This window comes from Bdellovibrio bacteriovorus (assembly GCF_025558485.1).
GTDB classification, from domain to species: Bacteria; Bdellovibrionota; Bdellovibrionia; order Bdellovibrionales; family Bdellovibrionaceae; genus Bdellovibrio; species Bdellovibrio bacteriovorus_G.
Genome location: NZ_CP102930.1, coordinates 2,923,399 through 2,938,443, shown reverse-complemented (window position 1 = coordinate 2,938,443; position 15,045 = coordinate 2,923,399). Strand labels below are relative to the sequence as shown.

General features: G+C 49.2%; 16 protein-coding genes. 5 read left to right on the top strand and 11 right to left on the bottom strand.

Annotated features, from left to right (window positions below):
• The 11 genes from EZJ49_RS14440 to EZJ49_RS14390 form a co-directional block, all read right to left on the bottom strand.
• The gene (locus tag EZJ49_RS14440; RefSeq protein WP_262552918.1) at positions 1–816 is read right to left on the bottom strand and encodes a magnesium transporter MgtE N-terminal domain-containing protein; all 816 of its coding nucleotides are present in this window, start codon (positions 814–816) and stop codon (positions 1–3) included.
• Positions 817–819: 3 nt separating this feature from the next.
• On the bottom strand, positions 820–1,269 hold the full coding sequence (gene fliJ / locus EZJ49_RS14435; RefSeq protein WP_262552917.1) for a flagellar export protein FliJ: 450 nt from the start codon (positions 1,267–1,269) through the stop codon (positions 820–822).
• Positions 1,270–1,290: 21 nt separating this feature from the next.
• Positions 1,291–2,619, bottom strand: a complete 1,329-nt coding sequence (locus tag EZJ49_RS14430) for a FliI/YscN family ATPase (RefSeq protein ID WP_262552916.1) — start codon at positions 2,617–2,619, stop codon at positions 1,291–1,293.
• The gene (locus EZJ49_RS14425) at positions 2,619–3,359 is read right to left on the bottom strand and encodes a FliH/SctL family protein (RefSeq protein ID WP_262552915.1); all 741 of its coding nucleotides are present in this window, start codon (positions 3,357–3,359) and stop codon (positions 2,619–2,621) included. The genes EZJ49_RS14430 and EZJ49_RS14425 overlap by 1 nt, the downstream gene beginning before the upstream one ends.
• A gap of 31 nt (positions 3,360–3,390) precedes the next feature.
• Positions 3,391–4,425 (bottom strand): flagellar motor switch protein FliG, encoded by a 1,035-nt coding sequence (gene fliG, locus EZJ49_RS14420; RefSeq protein ID WP_262552914.1) that lies wholly within the window; start codon positions 4,423–4,425, stop codon positions 3,391–3,393.
• Positions 4,425–6,074 carry a flagellar basal-body MS-ring/collar protein FliF gene (gene fliF / locus EZJ49_RS14415; protein WP_262552913.1) on the bottom strand — a complete coding sequence of 550 codons (1,650 nt, stop codon included), beginning with the start codon at positions 6,072–6,074 and terminating at the stop codon, positions 4,425–4,427. Before fliF ends, fliG begins: the two co-directional genes overlap by 1 nt.
• Before the next feature lie 24 nt (positions 6,075–6,098).
• Positions 6,099–6,434, bottom strand: a complete 336-nt coding sequence (gene fliE / locus EZJ49_RS14410; RefSeq protein WP_262552912.1) for a flagellar hook-basal body complex protein FliE — start codon at positions 6,432–6,434, stop codon at positions 6,099–6,101.
• Positions 6,435–6,513: 79 nt separating this feature from the next.
• Entirely contained in the window at positions 6,514–6,957 is a 444-nt protein-coding gene (flgC, locus tag EZJ49_RS14405) for a flagellar basal body rod protein FlgC (RefSeq protein WP_262552911.1), read from the bottom strand.
• A gap of 3 nt (positions 6,958–6,960) precedes the next feature.
• Positions 6,961–7,371, bottom strand: coding sequence for a flagellar basal body rod protein FlgB (gene flgB / locus EZJ49_RS14400; RefSeq protein ID WP_262552909.1), 411 nt, complete (start codon positions 7,369–7,371; stop codon positions 6,961–6,963).
• Positions 7,368–8,210, bottom strand: coding sequence for a sigma 54-interacting transcriptional regulator (locus tag EZJ49_RS14395; RefSeq protein ID WP_262552908.1), 843 nt, complete (start codon positions 8,208–8,210; stop codon positions 7,368–7,370). The genes flgB and EZJ49_RS14395 overlap by 4 nt, the downstream gene beginning before the upstream one ends.
• A gap of 8 nt (positions 8,211–8,218) precedes the next feature.
• Positions 8,219–11,008: a tetratricopeptide repeat protein gene (locus tag EZJ49_RS14390; RefSeq protein WP_262552907.1), complete on the bottom strand. Its 2,790-nt coding sequence runs from the start codon at positions 11,006–11,008 to the stop codon at positions 8,219–8,221.
• 665 nt (positions 11,009–11,673) lie between these two features.
• On the opposite strand from EZJ49_RS14390, the gene EZJ49_RS14385 reads away from it, so the two are divergent.
• The 5 genes from EZJ49_RS14385 to EZJ49_RS14365 all read left to right on the top strand — a co-directional run bounded on the left by EZJ49_RS14385 (position 11,674) and on the right by EZJ49_RS14365 (position 14,931).
• Positions 11,674–12,159, top strand: a complete 486-nt coding sequence (locus EZJ49_RS14385; RefSeq protein ID WP_262552906.1) for a hypothetical protein — start codon at positions 11,674–11,676, stop codon at positions 12,157–12,159.
• Positions 12,159–12,947 carry an MlaE family ABC transporter permease gene (locus EZJ49_RS14380; RefSeq protein ID WP_262552905.1) on the top strand — a complete coding sequence of 263 codons (789 nt, stop codon included), beginning with the start codon at positions 12,159–12,161 and terminating at the stop codon, positions 12,945–12,947. The genes EZJ49_RS14385 and EZJ49_RS14380 overlap by 1 nt, the downstream gene beginning before the upstream one ends.
• The gene (locus tag EZJ49_RS14375) at positions 12,944–13,690 is read left to right on the top strand and encodes an ABC transporter ATP-binding protein (RefSeq protein WP_262552904.1); all 747 of its coding nucleotides are present in this window, start codon (positions 12,944–12,946) and stop codon (positions 13,688–13,690) included. Before EZJ49_RS14380 ends, EZJ49_RS14375 begins: the two co-directional genes overlap by 4 nt.
• Positions 13,690–14,505: an MlaD family protein gene (locus tag EZJ49_RS14370; protein WP_262552903.1), complete on the top strand. Its 816-nt coding sequence runs from the start codon at positions 13,690–13,692 to the stop codon at positions 14,503–14,505. Before EZJ49_RS14375 ends, EZJ49_RS14370 begins: the two co-directional genes overlap by 1 nt.
• Before the next feature lie 129 nt (positions 14,506–14,634).
• A complete protein-coding gene (locus EZJ49_RS14365) occupies positions 14,635–14,931 on the top strand; it encodes a hypothetical protein (protein ID WP_262552902.1) in 297 nt (98 codons plus the stop codon).
• Positions 14,932–15,045 lie beyond the last annotated feature (114 nt).

Below are 15,045 nucleotides of genomic sequence, written 5' to 3'. Positions count from 1 at the left end.
CTACTTCGTGCTCGCAGGAGCACGACGCTTGTAGCCCGCAAACATCTCAGACAGAATCTGAGCTTTTTCAGGCTTCAATAAATTCATAATATCAGCAGCATTCTTCTTTTTCATACGGCCAAGTATCTCAATGGCCAAATCCTCGTCCATCGTCTCAAAGACTTTGGCCGCCTGTGGGGGCTTCATATTGGTGTACATCTGTACCAAAGTATCGACTTTTTCCGCGTCGGCCTTCACACGCTCTTCCAGGATCGAGGAAATACGGGTGCGCATTTCCTCCAGATCCTTCAGGCGTTTTTCCAACTCCACCTTTTGGGTGCCAAGTTCAGCCTCCATGCGGTTCAGTTCTTCTTCACGCGCATCAAGTTCTTTTTTTCTTTCATTCAGTTTTTGCAGATGATCAATTTCCGCACTGCTTAAAGCCGCAGGGGCTTCGGTTTTTTCCAGTTGCGGGCCGGCATCTCCCGGAGCCGGCGCTGCGGGCTGCACAGGAGCCTGGGCAATTGCCTCACCCGTCATCTGAACTTCAACGCGTTTGACGATGTTTTCAACTTCTTCGTAATTCTGGAAACCCCAGATTGCCACCAGCAACCCGACGAATGAAAACACAATCATTTTCCATGGCACCGGAGCTTTTTTGGATTTTTTCGGAGCAGACATTTTCATGCGACGGCGGATTTGCTGTTCAACGTCTTCAGAAGCCAGATCAAGATGAAGTTTCGTGGATTGAGGTTTCTTTTGAAACTTAACGCCGCCTTGTTGCTGGCCGGCCGCTTGACGGGCATTCTTAAAGAACTGATCGTATCCGCTTTTCATCGACTATGATTCCTTCACAGCTTTGAACCTCAGAATGGACTGCTCATCCATTTCCTTCTGGTCATTAGAAAGACGCTCAGCCCGATATTCTTCGAACTTGTTTTCACGCATCTTCTCCATAATTTTATATTCCAGAGCGGCTTGTCGCAAAATTTCTCTCTTGGACTCGACCAATTTCTCGATTTCCTGTACTTTTTGCCTTTGCCGCTGGATGCGGATGTCCTGGCCTTTCAGAAACTCATGAATCTGGCTTAGAGCTGGACCTTGGGCCCCACCTTGTTGAGACAGGCTCCCGGCCTGGGAATGTGCGCTTTGCACCTGTCCCAGCATGGCATCCAAACGTGCCTGTTCCTCGTTCAGCAAAGTCACCACTTCCTGAAAATCCTTTTGCGCCAGATTTTCCTTAATCTTGCGGTGCTCAAGCACCTTCTGGAGTGGGAATTTAAACTTCATGTGGGAACCTCATTGGAACCATTAAGCATTTATCAGAATTTGCTGCATCTGACGGATCGTCTGCGTGAAGTTGGTTGGATCTTCCACACGTTGCTTCAGGAAGTCGTTCACACCATCAATCACTTTCACAGCTTTATCAATCTTCGGATTGGAACCCGGTTTATAAGCCCCGATATTAATCAGATCTTCGGCGTCCTTATAGACCGCCAGGGTTTCACGCAGCTTTTGCGCCAGCTTCACATGCTCTGGCGAAGACACCGCCCGCATCACACGGCTGGCACTTTGCATGACATCAATCGCAGGGAAATGACCCTTCTGCGCCAAAGCCCGGCTTAGAACAATATGTCCGTCCACGATGGAGCGCACAGAATCCCCAATAGGATCATTCATATCGTCCCCTTCAACCAGGGTCGTATAGAATCCAGTGATACTGCCTTCACCTTCAAAGGAACCAGCCCGCTCCAACAACTTCGGCAAGGTCGCAAACACGCTTGGCGTATAACCTTTTTGAGACGGTGGCTCTCCGGTACTAAGACCGATTTCACGCTGAGCCATGGCAAAGCGGGTGACGGAATCCATCATCAGCAAAACATTCTTGCCTTGCGAAGAAAAATATTCAGCCAAAGCGGTTGCCACGTAAGCTCCCCGCATACGCAGCAAAGGACTTTGATCACTGGTCACACAAACGACCACGGATCTTTTCATCCCTTCAGGCCCCAGATCATGTTCAATAAATTCACGCACCTCACGACCACGTTCACCGATCATTGCAATCACATTGACGTCGGCATTGGTGTTACGGGCCATCATCCCCAAAAGGACGGATTTACCCACACCAGAACCCGCCATAATTGCGACACGCTGACCTAGACCTGCGGTTAATGCACCATTGATTGCCCGAATCCCCAGATCAATAGGTTCGCGGATAGGCCGGCGAGCCAAAGGATTACGGACTTCACTGTAAAGAGGAACTTCTTTGAAATTTTCGACTTCGCCTTTGTCATCCAAAGGACGACCCAAACCGTCCACGACACGACCTAAAAGCTCATCGCCAGCTCTCACGGTGGCGATCTGACGGGCCAAAACGATCTTGGAACCCAAGGCCACGCCTCTCATATCGTTCAGGGCCATCATCAATACGTGTTTATCTTTGAAACCGACCACTTCGGCCAGAAATGATTTTTCGGTGCCGCTGGGATTGATGGACACAATACTGCCGACACTGGCGCCGGGCAGATAGCCCTTGATAAGCATCCCGTTAACTTCCGTGACCTTGCCGCTGTCCTTCGTCAAATGGATGGACTGAATCACTTCAGAATACTTATCGAGATTCAGCTCAAGCTCACTCATTATCCGGCAATCCTGTTTTTAACTTTAGGCATGTTTTCAGAAAGCACGGACCAAAGCTGCGCTATGCGCTGTTCAATGCGGGCATCCACTTCACCGTAGTTGGTTTCAACGATGCAGCCGCCGTCCGCCACTTCCGAATTGGGTTCAAAACTGATTTTTTTGATAAATTCAAACTCGCGGCCCGTTTCCTGTTTCAGCGTTTCCAGGAACTCAAACTGCGCCTGGGACACATGCACGGTGATTTCTTCCTCGTCCTGTGCCAAGCCCACGGCATCGCGCAAAATTCCGACCATGGCTTCATTGTTATTCTGAAGCTCCATCTTCGCCAGACGTGCAGCCATCTCAAACATCAATTTCAACAAATGAGCTTCGTTGAAAGAGGTCATGTCTTTTTTTAAATCCTTGATCGCCAAAAGCAGTGTGTCCAGAGTGGACATGCGCTCGGCAATCTCGGAGGATGTCTGTTCAAAAGCCTCTTTGCGGCCTTCTTCCAGTCCCAGTCTGTAGGCTTCCTGATATGCGGATTCCTGGATTTCTTTCAGTTTTTCCAAAGCAGCGACTTCGACTTTTTCCTCTTCGCTGCCTTTTTCCACCTCGTCGATGCCTGTTTGCACTCGCACGGCATCGTTCATACGGAAATCAGAGCCTTTTTTCTTTTCAGCCAGATAGTTCAAAGCCTGTTCGGGAGTCCCCAAATCAAAACGCATGGGAACGAACTCAAGAACTGTGTTCTCTGCCATTTCCTTTGGTAATACCGCTTTAGACGTGCGATTAGACCATTGCATCTTCTGAACCACCTCTTGCAATCAGGATCTTTCCTTCGGCTTCCAGACGACGAGCGACGTTGACAATCTCCTGCTGTGCCGATTCGACGTCGGACAGACGGGATGGTCCCATGTTCGACAGATCCTCGCGCAGCATCTCGGCCGCACGGGCAGAAATGTTCTTGAAGATCTTCGTGCGAATTTCCTCACTGGACGTTTTCAGTGCCAGCAGAAGTTTTTCGTTCGCCACTTCCTTAAGAAGAGACTGAATACCACGGTCGTCGATTTTCACGATGTCATCGAAGACGAACATCAGTTTACGGATCTCTTCCGCCAGCAGAGGATCTTTTTCCTCCAGACGGGACATGATCGCGGTTTCTGTGTTCTTATCCATAACGTTGAGCATTTCCGCCACCGGATGCACACCACCCAAAGCGGCTTGTTCGACGGTTGTATTATTGGATAGTTGATTTTTTAGAACGCGGTCGATTTCTGCGATCAATTCCGGATCCACGTGCTCAAGATTGGCCATACGCAAAACCACTTCGGCTTGCAGGGCCTCTGGCAGACGTTTTAGAACCTCACCTTTTTTCTCCGGCTCCAAGTGTGCCAGAATCACAGCCACTGTTTGCGGGTGTTCGTTCACAAGGAAGGTTGCCAAAGATTTTGCATCCACCATTTCCAAAGATTCCAGCGAACGGGAACCGCCGGAAGTGATGTTCAAGCCCCCTAGAATGCCACGGGCTCTTTCCTCTCCCAGAGCATCCACGATGGTGTCCTTGGCAGAGATATTTTCAGAGAAGATGTAATCTTCCGTCTCAGAAATCATTTCATAGTATTCTTCCAGAACACGTTTTGTCACGTGAACCGGCACCACACGCAGCTTGCTCATTTGGTTGATCAGCTTGCGGATGTCAGAATCGTCCATGCGGCGTAAAAGCACTTTCACGGCGTCTTTACCCAAATAGTTGATCAGGATAGCGGCCTTATCAAAGCCCTTGAGATTTTCATACTCAATATTATCTGACTTATGAAGCTTCATTAGCCATCCTTCCTAACCAGCCACATACCAAAGGCATTGGCTGCTTTTTCCTCGTCACGACTCATGGACGACAGGATACGGTCTTTCAACAGTTCACTTTCGGCCTTCTCTGGATCAATGGATTCCTGAAGAACCGGCAGGGCCGTGGACATGCCCGGAAGGGTGCTATCCACGGACTGAAGCTCTTCCAGTTCCTCAATTGTGCGAGGAAGCATTTCCTCCACAGAATCCTGGAAACTGTCGGTAATCCACTGCATGAACGGACGAACCACGATAAAGAAGAACAATGCCAAGCTGAAGCCCAGCAACGCCCACTTGAACAGCGCATGGATCAGTTTTTTTCTTTCCAGTGTTGTCAGGATCTTTTCAGCCTCGGAAAAATCCTCTGGCTGGAACTGGATGTTTTCGATTTTAACACTGTCACCACGAGCGGTGTTGAAACCGATCGCATTTTTAACCAGATCCTCGTACTTTCTTAGCTCTTCCGCAGAACGGGGTTTCCAGGTGGTTTCAGTCGTGCCATCCGCCTTCGTCGTTGTGGACATCACGCCATCCACGACAACCGCGACACTCACGCGCTCCAGATTCCCGGCGGATTCACGGATATTACGCACGGTTTTTGGAACATCATAATTTGTTGTTTTGATTTCTTTTTTAACGTCCTGACGGAAACCAACAGTTCCCTGATCTTCCGCACCCGGCAGATTGGAACGGGAGCCCGGAACGCCGGCAGGATTGGTACGGGAACCATCCAGGGATTCCTCTTCAGACTGCTGGGAACGGATTGCTGTTTTGTCCGGGTCCACAGATTCTTCCACAGAGGAAATCACACGGTGATTTAAAGTTGCATCAACCTTGGCCACCACTTTGGCATGACCCACAACCTTGGAAAGAATGTCCTCAATACGGTCTTCCAGATCGCCTTCGATTTTGGCTTTCAGATCCAGAAGCTCATTGGAACCACCCGTGGCACCATCCGCCACGCGAGTCAGAACCTTTCCACGCTCGTCCAGGACTGTGACCTTGTCAGCATCCATGCCTTCGACAGAGTTCGCTACAAGGTAACGGATACCGCGCACCTGTTCCGGTGCCAGCTCTTTACCCTGATGCAGCTCTACCACAACGGAAGCCGAGGCCTGACCGCCTTCTTCAAGGAAAGTCTTTTTGTTCGGCAAAGCCAGGATCACCTTGGACTGCTTTACGGCCGTCAAAGTGTTGATGGCGCGCATAAGCTCGCCCTGCAAGGCTCTTTGATAGTTAATTTTTTGTGCGTAAGAGTTCATCCCGAAATCCTGCTTGTCGAAGATTTCAAGACCGATGGAGCCCATTTTCGGAGAACCGATTTCCGCCATCAAAGTCATTTGCGTGGAATGCAAAAGCTCTTTTGGAATAGCGACTGTTTTACCGCCATCACGCAGCTGGAAAGGCACATTCTTTTCATTCAGTTTTGCCACGATAGTGGAAACCTGTTCGGTCGGAATGTTAGTGAACAGAGGCACATAATCTTTTCCGGAAGCCATAAACAGCATCGTGAAAAGTGCCACCGCCGCAATAACAGTAACCGCAATTACTGAAAGTCTTTTGGTCGGACCCAGGTTTTTGAAAAACTCGCGAAACTGGACAACCAATCCACCAAAAATCTTATTCAAGGAAACCCCTCCAGCCTAAGAAAACTAAACCTGCATCTTCATAACTTCTTGGTACGCATCAATGATCTTGTTGCGCACTTGCACCATCACCTTCAGGGCGATGTCTGCTTTTTCCGCGGCGATCATCACATCAGCCACGTTGTCCGTTTTACCAGTCGCGAGATTCTGCATGGCTTTGTCTGAAGCCTTCTGCATTTCATTCACGCTGCCTACGGCGTCTTTCAGGGTGTCGGCGAAGCTCTTACCCGTATCGGATGTCGAACTTGTTGAAGGGGTGTTCTCGATGCTTAGTGACTTGGAATCACGAACGATTCCAGTATCGAGAAACCTGTTTGCATTTGATACAGTAAAACCCTCCATGGCTTCACCTTCTCCTTATAAAAATTGTAATAAACTAATACAAAAAAGTCCCTAAATTTTGCCGGGGTCTAGGAAGGAATTACCTGCCTATTTCCAGCGCGGAAAGGGCCATATCCTTGGACGCCTGCACCGCTGTCACGTTGGCTTCGTAAGAACGTGACGCCTGTATCATATTGGTCATTTCTTCCATCAGGTTGATATTCGGATAAGCCACGTATCCGTCTGCATTTGCATCAGGATGGTCCGGCTCATATTTCATCAACGGAGCCTTGCGATCCGAGATCACATCTGTGACCTGGACCCTCTGAAAACTTCCTGCGGGGTCGGTCGAGGAAATGATCTCGCCGAAGTTCTTTGCATCGGGCATGGACTCGAAAACCACGTCCTTGCGGCGATACGGCCCCCCTTCAGGCGTCTGGGTCGTGTTAATGTTGGCGATATTGCTGGCAATAGTGTTCATGCGCATTCTTTGCGCTGCCATACCGCTGCTGCTGATTCTCATGCCTGTCAAAAAATCAGCCATCTATTACCGTCCTTCAGTGGCTGCATATTTTAGCGCCGCCATCTTCTTGTTGATAAGCTGCAAGGCAGTTTTGTACAAAATCGCATTTTCAGACAGGGCCGACATTTCTTTTTCCACATCCACGGTGTTACCGTCGTTGTTCACCGCCCCTTCCGGATCGTCGTAAATATCCGGACGAGTCTTGGAAACAGAAACACCACCGACAGAGAAATGTTCAGGATTGCTGGTGCTCAAGCCGTTGGCGCCATCCAAATCCAAAGCTCTTTGCAAAGCTCCTTCAAAGTCCATCTTCTTGGCGTGATAACCCGGAGTTTCCGCATTGGCGATATTCGACGACGTCACATTGTGACGAAGCTGCCTCATGTGCAATGAGGTCGCCAGGGCGTTGGTTGTTTTATCGAAGAGACCGCTCATAAAACACCTTCTTCCTTGTATTCATTAAGTTTGTTTCTCAATGTACGAATACTGATTCCCAGCATCTGCGCCGCACGCGTGCGGTTCTGGGCTGTCAGCTCCAAGGTCTGCAAAATAAGACGCTTTTCGACCTCGGAAAGGGACATGCCCGGAGCAAAATCCAGGTCCATATCCGAGAATTCAGCCTCAAATTGAATACAATCAGGGCCGATGTCTGAAGCTTTTGCAAGAACCACAGCTCTTTCCAGAACATTTTCAAGCTCGCGTATATTGCCCGGCCAGTTCCAGGCATTCAGGCGCTCATAAGCTTCAGCCGTCAAACGCAGGCCCGACTTGCCGTGCATGATCTGGGAAACTTCCAGAACAAAGCTCACGATATTCTGGAAATCCAAGCTGCGATCTTCCAGACGGGGAAGTTCCAGATGAACCACCGCCAGCTTATAGAACAGATCCTGGCGGAATTGTTCCTGCTTCACTAAAGAACGAACGTCACGACGGCTTGTGGAAATAAAACGCGGGCGAGAACCATCGGTTCTTTCCACCAGCTTCATCAGATCATTTTGCAAAGCCACGGAAGCACAATCCAGATCCTCGATCAGCAAAGTGCCGCCATCAACGCGGGCAAAGTCAAAGCCGCCCGCATTTTTGCAGTCCAGACAATACAGCCGGGAAGAACGGCTTTTTGTGTAGATATAGCGAGCCAGACTGGTTTTACCGGAACCGGCTTCCCCCACCAACAGCAGACTTGCCTGTGTCGCAGCCAATTGCAGGCTCAACTGCTTCACTTCGTGCATTCTTCTATCTTCGATGTGTAGGGCATCAAAATCAAAGTACGACATCCAAACTCCTATTGGCCTTGCTCGTTCTCAGACATAGCTGGAATTCTTTTGATATATTTTTTGTATCCGTCTCTCCAGTCCGAGTTCTGAAGTTGCTCTTGAGCCAGCTTCTTCCAGAAACCGCTCTTGTCACCTTTGAACTCGTTCCAGACTTCCGCTGCTTTTTGGATCTCACCTTCTTTAAAGTAGATCTGACCCAACTTGTAGCGGATAGAGGAAAGAGGACGGCTGTCTTCGTATTTTTCAAGAAGCTTTTCATAAGAACCTGTCGCCAGATTTCTTTGCTTCTGTTCCAGATGGATATCCCCCATTGTTTCCAGCGCCTTGGCGTGAATCACCGGGGAAATCCGGCCGGAATCTTTTTGAAACTGATCAATCATTTCCAGGGACTTCAAAGCTTCATCGGGCTTGTTCTGCTTGATTTGCAGTTCTGCCAGCTTCAGATAAGGCTCGGCCACCAATTGCGGCTGGCCTTTCCATGTGCGCAGCAATTCGCCCAGATAGCGAACCGCAGAATCATTGTCCCCACGTTTTTCCAACAGACGAACTGCCACATTCACACGTTCAATCTGGGCGTTTTCATCCATCTTTTCGGGATTCTTGATATTTTTCAGATAGTCATAAGCCTGATTGTACTTTTGCTCCTGAGCAAACACTGTCGCCAAACGCAGATTCAGCTCGTCTTCAGAAGGTGCCTGTTCTTTTACCTGCACTTCTTTGGCTTCCTGTGTTCCACGAATCGCATAAGTGCGATTTAGAACATCCTTGTAATAGCGCTCGGCTTCGACTGGCACACCGGCCATTTCGAACGCACGGCCCACATTGTATTTCGTGTCCAGACGTTTGGAATTCTTAAGCCAGTTGTCAGCATATTGACTGTGAGTTTTCAGACCCGCGATAAAGTTACCAGCCGTCACTTCGGATTCCAGCTTATCGTTGATGTTGGACACAATACGATTGGTCAACAATGGAACATCCACAGATGTTGGATGCTCTTTATAGTACTTCGACAAAAGGTCCACGGCCTTCTGGTATTCACCACGGTTGGTGTAACCATCCGCCACCATGACAGTCGCAAACTGTTCAATATTCGGAAGGTCGATCTTTTTGGCCAAAGACATGATCTCTTCAACAGCATGATTGACCTCTTTTGGTTTCATGCCCTTCATACGACCGCTCAAAAGACGCAGACGTGCGATCACAGCGTTCGGAGTTTCGCCATAGCGGAAATAAGTTTCCAGATAGGCACCCATCACACGGGACTTATCCGCCCCGAAGATTTCCAGCAGTTCCCCCATACGAGTCATCGCAAACGCAGAATGATTGCTGCTTGGGAATTTTTTTACAAATTCACGATAAGTATCCAGACTTTGCTGATACTTGTTCGTCATAAACAGAGATTCCGCCTGATTGAAGAACGCATTCGGATAAAGCCCCTGACCTTCCGGATATTTCTTCAGGGCACTTTGGTATTCCGCAATCGCTTTTGGATAGTTTTTGCTACGAACCCAAACATCACCGCGACGGTAAGCCGCCTCCACTTTCAAATCACGGTTGAAAGCGTCTTTTTCCACCTGATTGAAATGAGAAATCGCATCATCCCATTTATTCAACTTCATAAAATCCAGACCCATGCCCAAACGAGCCAGGTCCTTCGACAAAGATTCCTTGTCAGAGAAGTTCTTGTTTTCGATATGCTCCTGGAAGAAGCGCAGCGAATTTAAATAGTCCCCTTTTTCAAAAGCCAGATAGCCCAGCTTCAGGGATGTTCTTTCCGCCAGTGGAGAGCGTGGATACTTCGCCACAGCTTCCTTGTATTTTTGAATTGCCTGATCGTAGTCCTTCACTCGGCCTTCATCCTGCCACATCGCCAGATGAACATCGGCAGTCATGAAGTCGATCACTTCGTTGTATTCAGATTGTGGATACTTGTCCTTGAACCACTGCTGGGTTTTCAAATAAACGCCATAACGTTGTTTTTCAAACAGAGTCAAAAGCAAACGCGCCTGTTTATTTTCCTCAGAGGACTTTGGCGTGATCTGATAGATCGTCGGCGTCACCTTCATTTTTTCCCAATAGCTCACCGGAGTTTCCAGCATCGGGAACGGGATATAATAGTTATCTTTCGCCCGGATCAAAGCGTCTTCTTTGATCTCATAATCCTTAATAGAGAAGCGCTCATACTCTGGATCGCCCCCGTCAAAGATTCCGGATTTCACACTGTCATTTTGGGCAACAGCCACACCACCCTGCTGGGCAATCGTCAAAGTGTCCGCCGTGGCAGGCTTTCTATTCTTATCTGTTTTGGCTTTTGCCACTGGTTTTACGATCTTAGGCGGCAGCTGGGTCGGAAGTTGTTTTTCTTTTTCCGCCACAGTTTTCTTGGCGGTTTTAGCCGGTTTCGCGGACGGATTCACATAGAAATCCATAATCAAACGAGACGGCTGATCTGTCAGATAGTCAAAAGTATCAATGTCTTCACCAGAAAGAGTGAACTGAATCACGTTCTTGCCATCCGGACCTTTGCGATCCACGGCAACAGCAGTCACGAAATCACTTTTAAATGAGGAAAGAGAACCAATAGTAGATTCATCCAGAGCTGGCACGGTCATTTCAACCACAGTCTGGCCTTTTTTATCCAAGCGCTTTACATCATAGTCCCAGTTCTGCTGACCCGTCAGTTCCAAGTGAACAGTGTCCCCTTGGAAATTGATCACGCCATTAACCTTGTTAGCTTCTGCTGAAGCCAGACCAAAGAACAGGCATCCTGCCATCATCACAAATCGTAAAGTGTTCACTCCTTGAACCCCTTCTCTTCCCTTCGCTTTGCTGTTGCACATACGGTGCCACCCCTTTCAAAGGCCTGATGGCAAATAAGTTCAAGCTGGGCAAAAAGTTTCATAGAATTTCCAACACCTCCGCCAAAACAATGACGGCGGGGACGACCCGGCCCTTGGCGGAGGGGCTTAGGGGAGGCCGCCGCTTCGGACAGTGGCAAGGGCTCCTGCCCATGCCCCTTCGGGCTTACGCGTGAAAAGTCCATCATGGACTTTTCATCCTCGCTGACGCGCCCTTCGGGCTGCTGCTGCGGAACTTGCGTCGGACTCCCCTAAGCCCCTCCGCCAAGAGCCTGGTGTGCCGACGTTGTTTTGCGGGATCTGGTGCACGCGGGGCGTGTTCTTTGAGCTTTTTCGGTGCGGAGTGAATCGAAGGTTTTGTTGATGTGCTAAAAGCAGTGGGGAAATCTAGTGTTTAAACGACGAGCCAGCTTGGTCTAGGAGGAAAGGGGTGGGCGGTGGCTCAGCCCCAAGTTCCGCAGCAGTAGATCCCGACAGGGATCACGTCCGCGAGGATGTGTCCGAAGGGGATGAGGCACCGCCCACCCCTTTCCTCCTAGACCGAGGCACTGTTTCGACGGACAAGCTCTGGATTTTTCCTCAATTTATTCCGATGGATGGGTGCTATGAGAAACTTCTTTGGTGTTTGCATCTTGAGTGTGCTGCTTGCTAGTTGTGTGTCGGTGAATTTGCCGGGGCGAAAATCCGTGCCTGCAAAGGGTGTGGAGTTTTCGGCTCCGTCCTCTCCGTTTAAGGCTATTGATTCTGCCTCTTCTGACAAGGCCTGGTTGAGTGGGGCTACTGGCAATACCATTTCTTTTGTTTCTGACTGTGGCGGGGCCGATCCCTCCTTACAGCAGATGGAAACAGAATCCTTGGCGGCTCTTTCCAATCTGGATGTGAAAACTTCTGATTCTGTCATGTTCAATGGGCGTGAAGCCCGCCAGACTGTCGCTACAGGCACCGTGGATGGCATTGCTGTTCAACTGGCGTTGGTGGTCTTTAAGAAAAATAACTGCAACTATACCCTGAGCTACGGTGGTGTTCAAAAGCAGTTCGCAGCTGAGCAAAATCACTTTGAGCAGTTTAAAGCTCAGTTTAAGGCGCCTTAATGAACAATCTCGCACTTCCTTTTACAGTCTTTATGATGGAAGTCCTTCACTTTATCGGTGGAGTGGGCCTGTTAAGCCGCGATGTTTTCCGTGAAACCTTTCAAGGGCGTATTTATTTTAAACTTATTGCTGAACAAATCTACCAGATTGGTATGCGCTCGTTACCCCTGATCGTGATCACAGCAGTCAGCATCGGAATGGTGATGTCCCTGCAATTTGGACTGGGTTTGGAAAAATTCGGTGGAAAGCTCTATGTCCCGAAACTTCTGGCCGTCACTATCTTGCGTGAAATGGGGCCGGTCTTCACCAGTTTGATGCTTGCAGCCCGTGTGGGTGCAGGTATTGCCAGCGAAATCGGCAGTATGGTTGTGACCCAGCAGATTGATGCGATTCGCGCCCTGGGCACCTCGCCGATTAAGAAAATCGTTATTCCCCGTGTGCTGGCCTGTCTGATCACTTTGCCTATTCTGGTTTCCATTGCCAATCTGGTGGGAAATCTGGGCGGACTGATCGTGGGGGCAACAGAGCTGAATCTGGACCCTAATTTTTATCTGCTTAAAGTAATGACGACGTCCTCTATTCAGGACTATTTGTCCGGCTTCGCCAAGACCTTCTTCTTTGCCTTGTTTATCGCCATTCCGTCCTGTTATTTCGGCTTGAATGTAAAAGCTGGCACAAAAGAAGTCGGTATTGCCACCACCAAAGCTGTGGTGGTTTCTTCCATTTTGATTGTCGTGGGCGACTTCTTCCTGTCGAAACTTTTCTGGATTGTGGAGAAAATGATATGAGTAACGAACGAAATGGCGTTATTGAAGTCGTTGATTTTCACAAATCCTTCGGCAACAAAAAAGTTCATCAGGGCGTCAGCTTCTACGTCCGCAAGGGCGAATGTCTGGGACTGATTGGCGGTTCCGGCACCGGTAAGAGTGTTCTGCTGCGCAGTCTGGTCGGCTTGGAAAAGCCTGACAGTGGTCAGATTCTGATCAACGGCACAGACATCACACCCATGGACGAGGCCCAGCTTATCGAAATCCGCAAAAAAGTGGCCTATGCCTTTCAAGGCGGAGCATTGTTTGATTCCATGTCTGTTTACGAAAATCTGGCGTATCCGCTAAGAGAGCATTTCAAATTCTCTGAACAGGAAATCGCCAAGCAGATTCATGATCAGTTGCAGGAATTCGGTCTGCCCGGATCCGAACATCTGCTGCCCGGAAATCTTTCCGGCGGGATGCAAAAGCGCGTGGGTTTGGCCCGTGCGATGATGATGCACCCTGAAGTGGTTCTTTACGATGAACCCACGGCAGGGCTTGACCCCTACAATACCAAACGCATTCAGGAATCCATTTTAAACCTGAAAGCCAAGGGTGTGACCTCCATTCTGGTTACGCACGACATGCCCACAGTGTATGCCGTCTGTGACAAAGTGGCACTGCTGCTGAATGGAAAAATCGGAGAACAATACACCATCGAAAAGCTCAAGCAGGAACCTGCTGGTGTCATGAGTCAGTTTATTAACGGAGAAAGTGCTTAATGGAATCTCACTTCAGCACCCAAGTCAAAGTCGGCATCTTCCTTACCATCGGGATTTTCCTGATTTTAGCATCGATCTTTTTCCTCGGCGCCGACAAAGCGATCTTTACCTCTTACGTGCGGGTTCATGCCCACTTTGACCAGGTTCAAGGCTTGGCCGTCGGCAGTGTGGTGTCCCTTTCCGGTGTGACTGTCGGAAATGTCGAAACCATCACCTTCCTGCCGGAAAAAAACTCTTTGGATGTAAAAATGAAGATCAACGAAGACTACATCGATCGCATTCGTCAGGGATCGCAGGTGGAAATCCGCACTCAAGGCGCCTTAGGGGACAAGTTCGTCTTTATCATTCCCGGTGATCCCCGCGCGGACAATCTGAAAGAGGGCGACATCCTGGCCGTGGCAAAGCCCACCGATGTTTTAGGTATCATCGCTGAACGTGGCAACGAAACATCGCGTATCTTTGATATTATCAATGAGCTCTATAAGATCACCCACGCCATGAATGTTGATAACCGCATGATGCGCGTGATGAACAATCTCGACACCGTTTCCAGCAGTCTGGCTCAAACCAGCAAGGACAGTCAGAAATTCGTGGCCGGCTTGAACTCGCACGGCGGTGGCGAAAAGCTGGCGAAATCCATCGACAAGCTGGATGCAATTTTATCCAAAATCGATCGTGGCGAAGGAAGCCTTGGCGCTTTGATCAACGATCCATCCATTCACAATCGCCTGAAATCCATGCTGGGCGGATCAAACCGCAAGAATCACGTCGAGTCGCTACTGCGAACCTCGATTGAAAAAGAAACCAAAGACTAGTCCGAAACTGGCCCTAGGAAATGCTTCTGGGGCTTTCTTCATTTTAATTCTGCAAGCTTCCTCCACTTGGTCCGGAATCACACTGAACGTGAGTGGAAAATCACTCTGCGGATCTCTACGCTCAGATTCATGGAAAGATCAAAAACACTCGAAGCAATTTCAATAGGTGTCACTCTTCTTCTGGTTCTGGCGGGCACTGTGCAAGCCAAAGAACACCGCATGGAAGTCCCCCTGCACGGGCTTGAAGAAAAGCGATTCGGCACAGAACTGATTTATCATGATGAAGAAAATGCCGAAGATGAAAAAAGAGAAGTCCGCTTTTCATGGACTGAAACTTTCAAAAAAGCCCCGGTTTCCTTGCAGGTTTCCAGCCTGATGAACACCGACGGCGTTGGCGCTGCCGCCCAGCTGAATTGGGCTTTTTAAAACCCGCCCCCGCCCGCTGTTGATCATTTCGCGGCACTATCCAACTTTTTGACACTTCCGGAGCGCTTTTCTTCACTTTGAGGTGTGTTGATCATTTCGCGGCACTATCCAACT

Excerpts from the sequence above, each read along its gene's own strand:
- EZJ49_RS14440 (WP_262552918.1), bottom strand. The coding sequence starts at position 816 with ATGAAAAGCGGATACGATCAGTTCTTTAAGAATGCCCGTCAAGCGGCC.
- fliJ (WP_262552917.1), bottom strand. The coding sequence starts at position 1,269 with ATGAAGTTTAAATTCCCACTCCAGAAGGTGCTTGAGCACCGCAAGATT.
- EZJ49_RS14430 (WP_262552916.1), bottom strand. The coding sequence starts at position 2,619 with ATGAGTGAGCTTGAGCTGAATCTCGATAAGTATTCTGAAGTGATTCAG.
- EZJ49_RS14425 (WP_262552915.1), bottom strand. The coding sequence starts at position 3,359 with ATGGCAGAGAACACAGTTCTTGAGTTCGTTCCCATGCGTTTTGATTTG.
- fliG (WP_262552914.1), bottom strand. The coding sequence starts at position 4,425 with ATGAAGCTTCATAAGTCAGATAATATTGAGTATGAAAATCTCAAGGGC.
- fliE (WP_262552912.1), bottom strand. The coding sequence starts at position 6,434 with ATGGAGGGTTTTACTGTATCAAATGCAAACAGGTTTCTCGATACTGGA.
- flgC (WP_262552911.1), bottom strand. The coding sequence starts at position 6,957 with ATGGCTGATTTTTTGACAGGCATGAGAATCAGCAGCAGCGGTATGGCA.
- flgB (WP_262552909.1), bottom strand. The coding sequence starts at position 7,371 with ATGAGCGGTCTCTTCGATAAAACAACCAACGCCCTGGCGACCTCATTG.
- EZJ49_RS14395 (WP_262552908.1), bottom strand. The coding sequence starts at position 8,210 with ATGTCGTACTTTGATTTTGATGCCCTACACATCGAAGATAGAAGAATG.
- EZJ49_RS14385 (WP_262552906.1), top strand. The coding sequence starts at position 11,674 with ATGAGAAACTTCTTTGGTGTTTGCATCTTGAGTGTGCTGCTTGCTAGT.
- EZJ49_RS14380 (WP_262552905.1), top strand. The coding sequence starts at position 12,159 with ATGAACAATCTCGCACTTCCTTTTACAGTCTTTATGATGGAAGTCCTT.
- EZJ49_RS14375 (WP_262552904.1), top strand. The coding sequence starts at position 12,944 with ATGAGTAACGAACGAAATGGCGTTATTGAAGTCGTTGATTTTCACAAA.
- EZJ49_RS14370 (WP_262552903.1), top strand. The coding sequence starts at position 13,690 with ATGGAATCTCACTTCAGCACCCAAGTCAAAGTCGGCATCTTCCTTACC.
- EZJ49_RS14365 (WP_262552902.1), top strand. The coding sequence starts at position 14,635 with ATGGAAAGATCAAAAACACTCGAAGCAATTTCAATAGGTGTCACTCTT.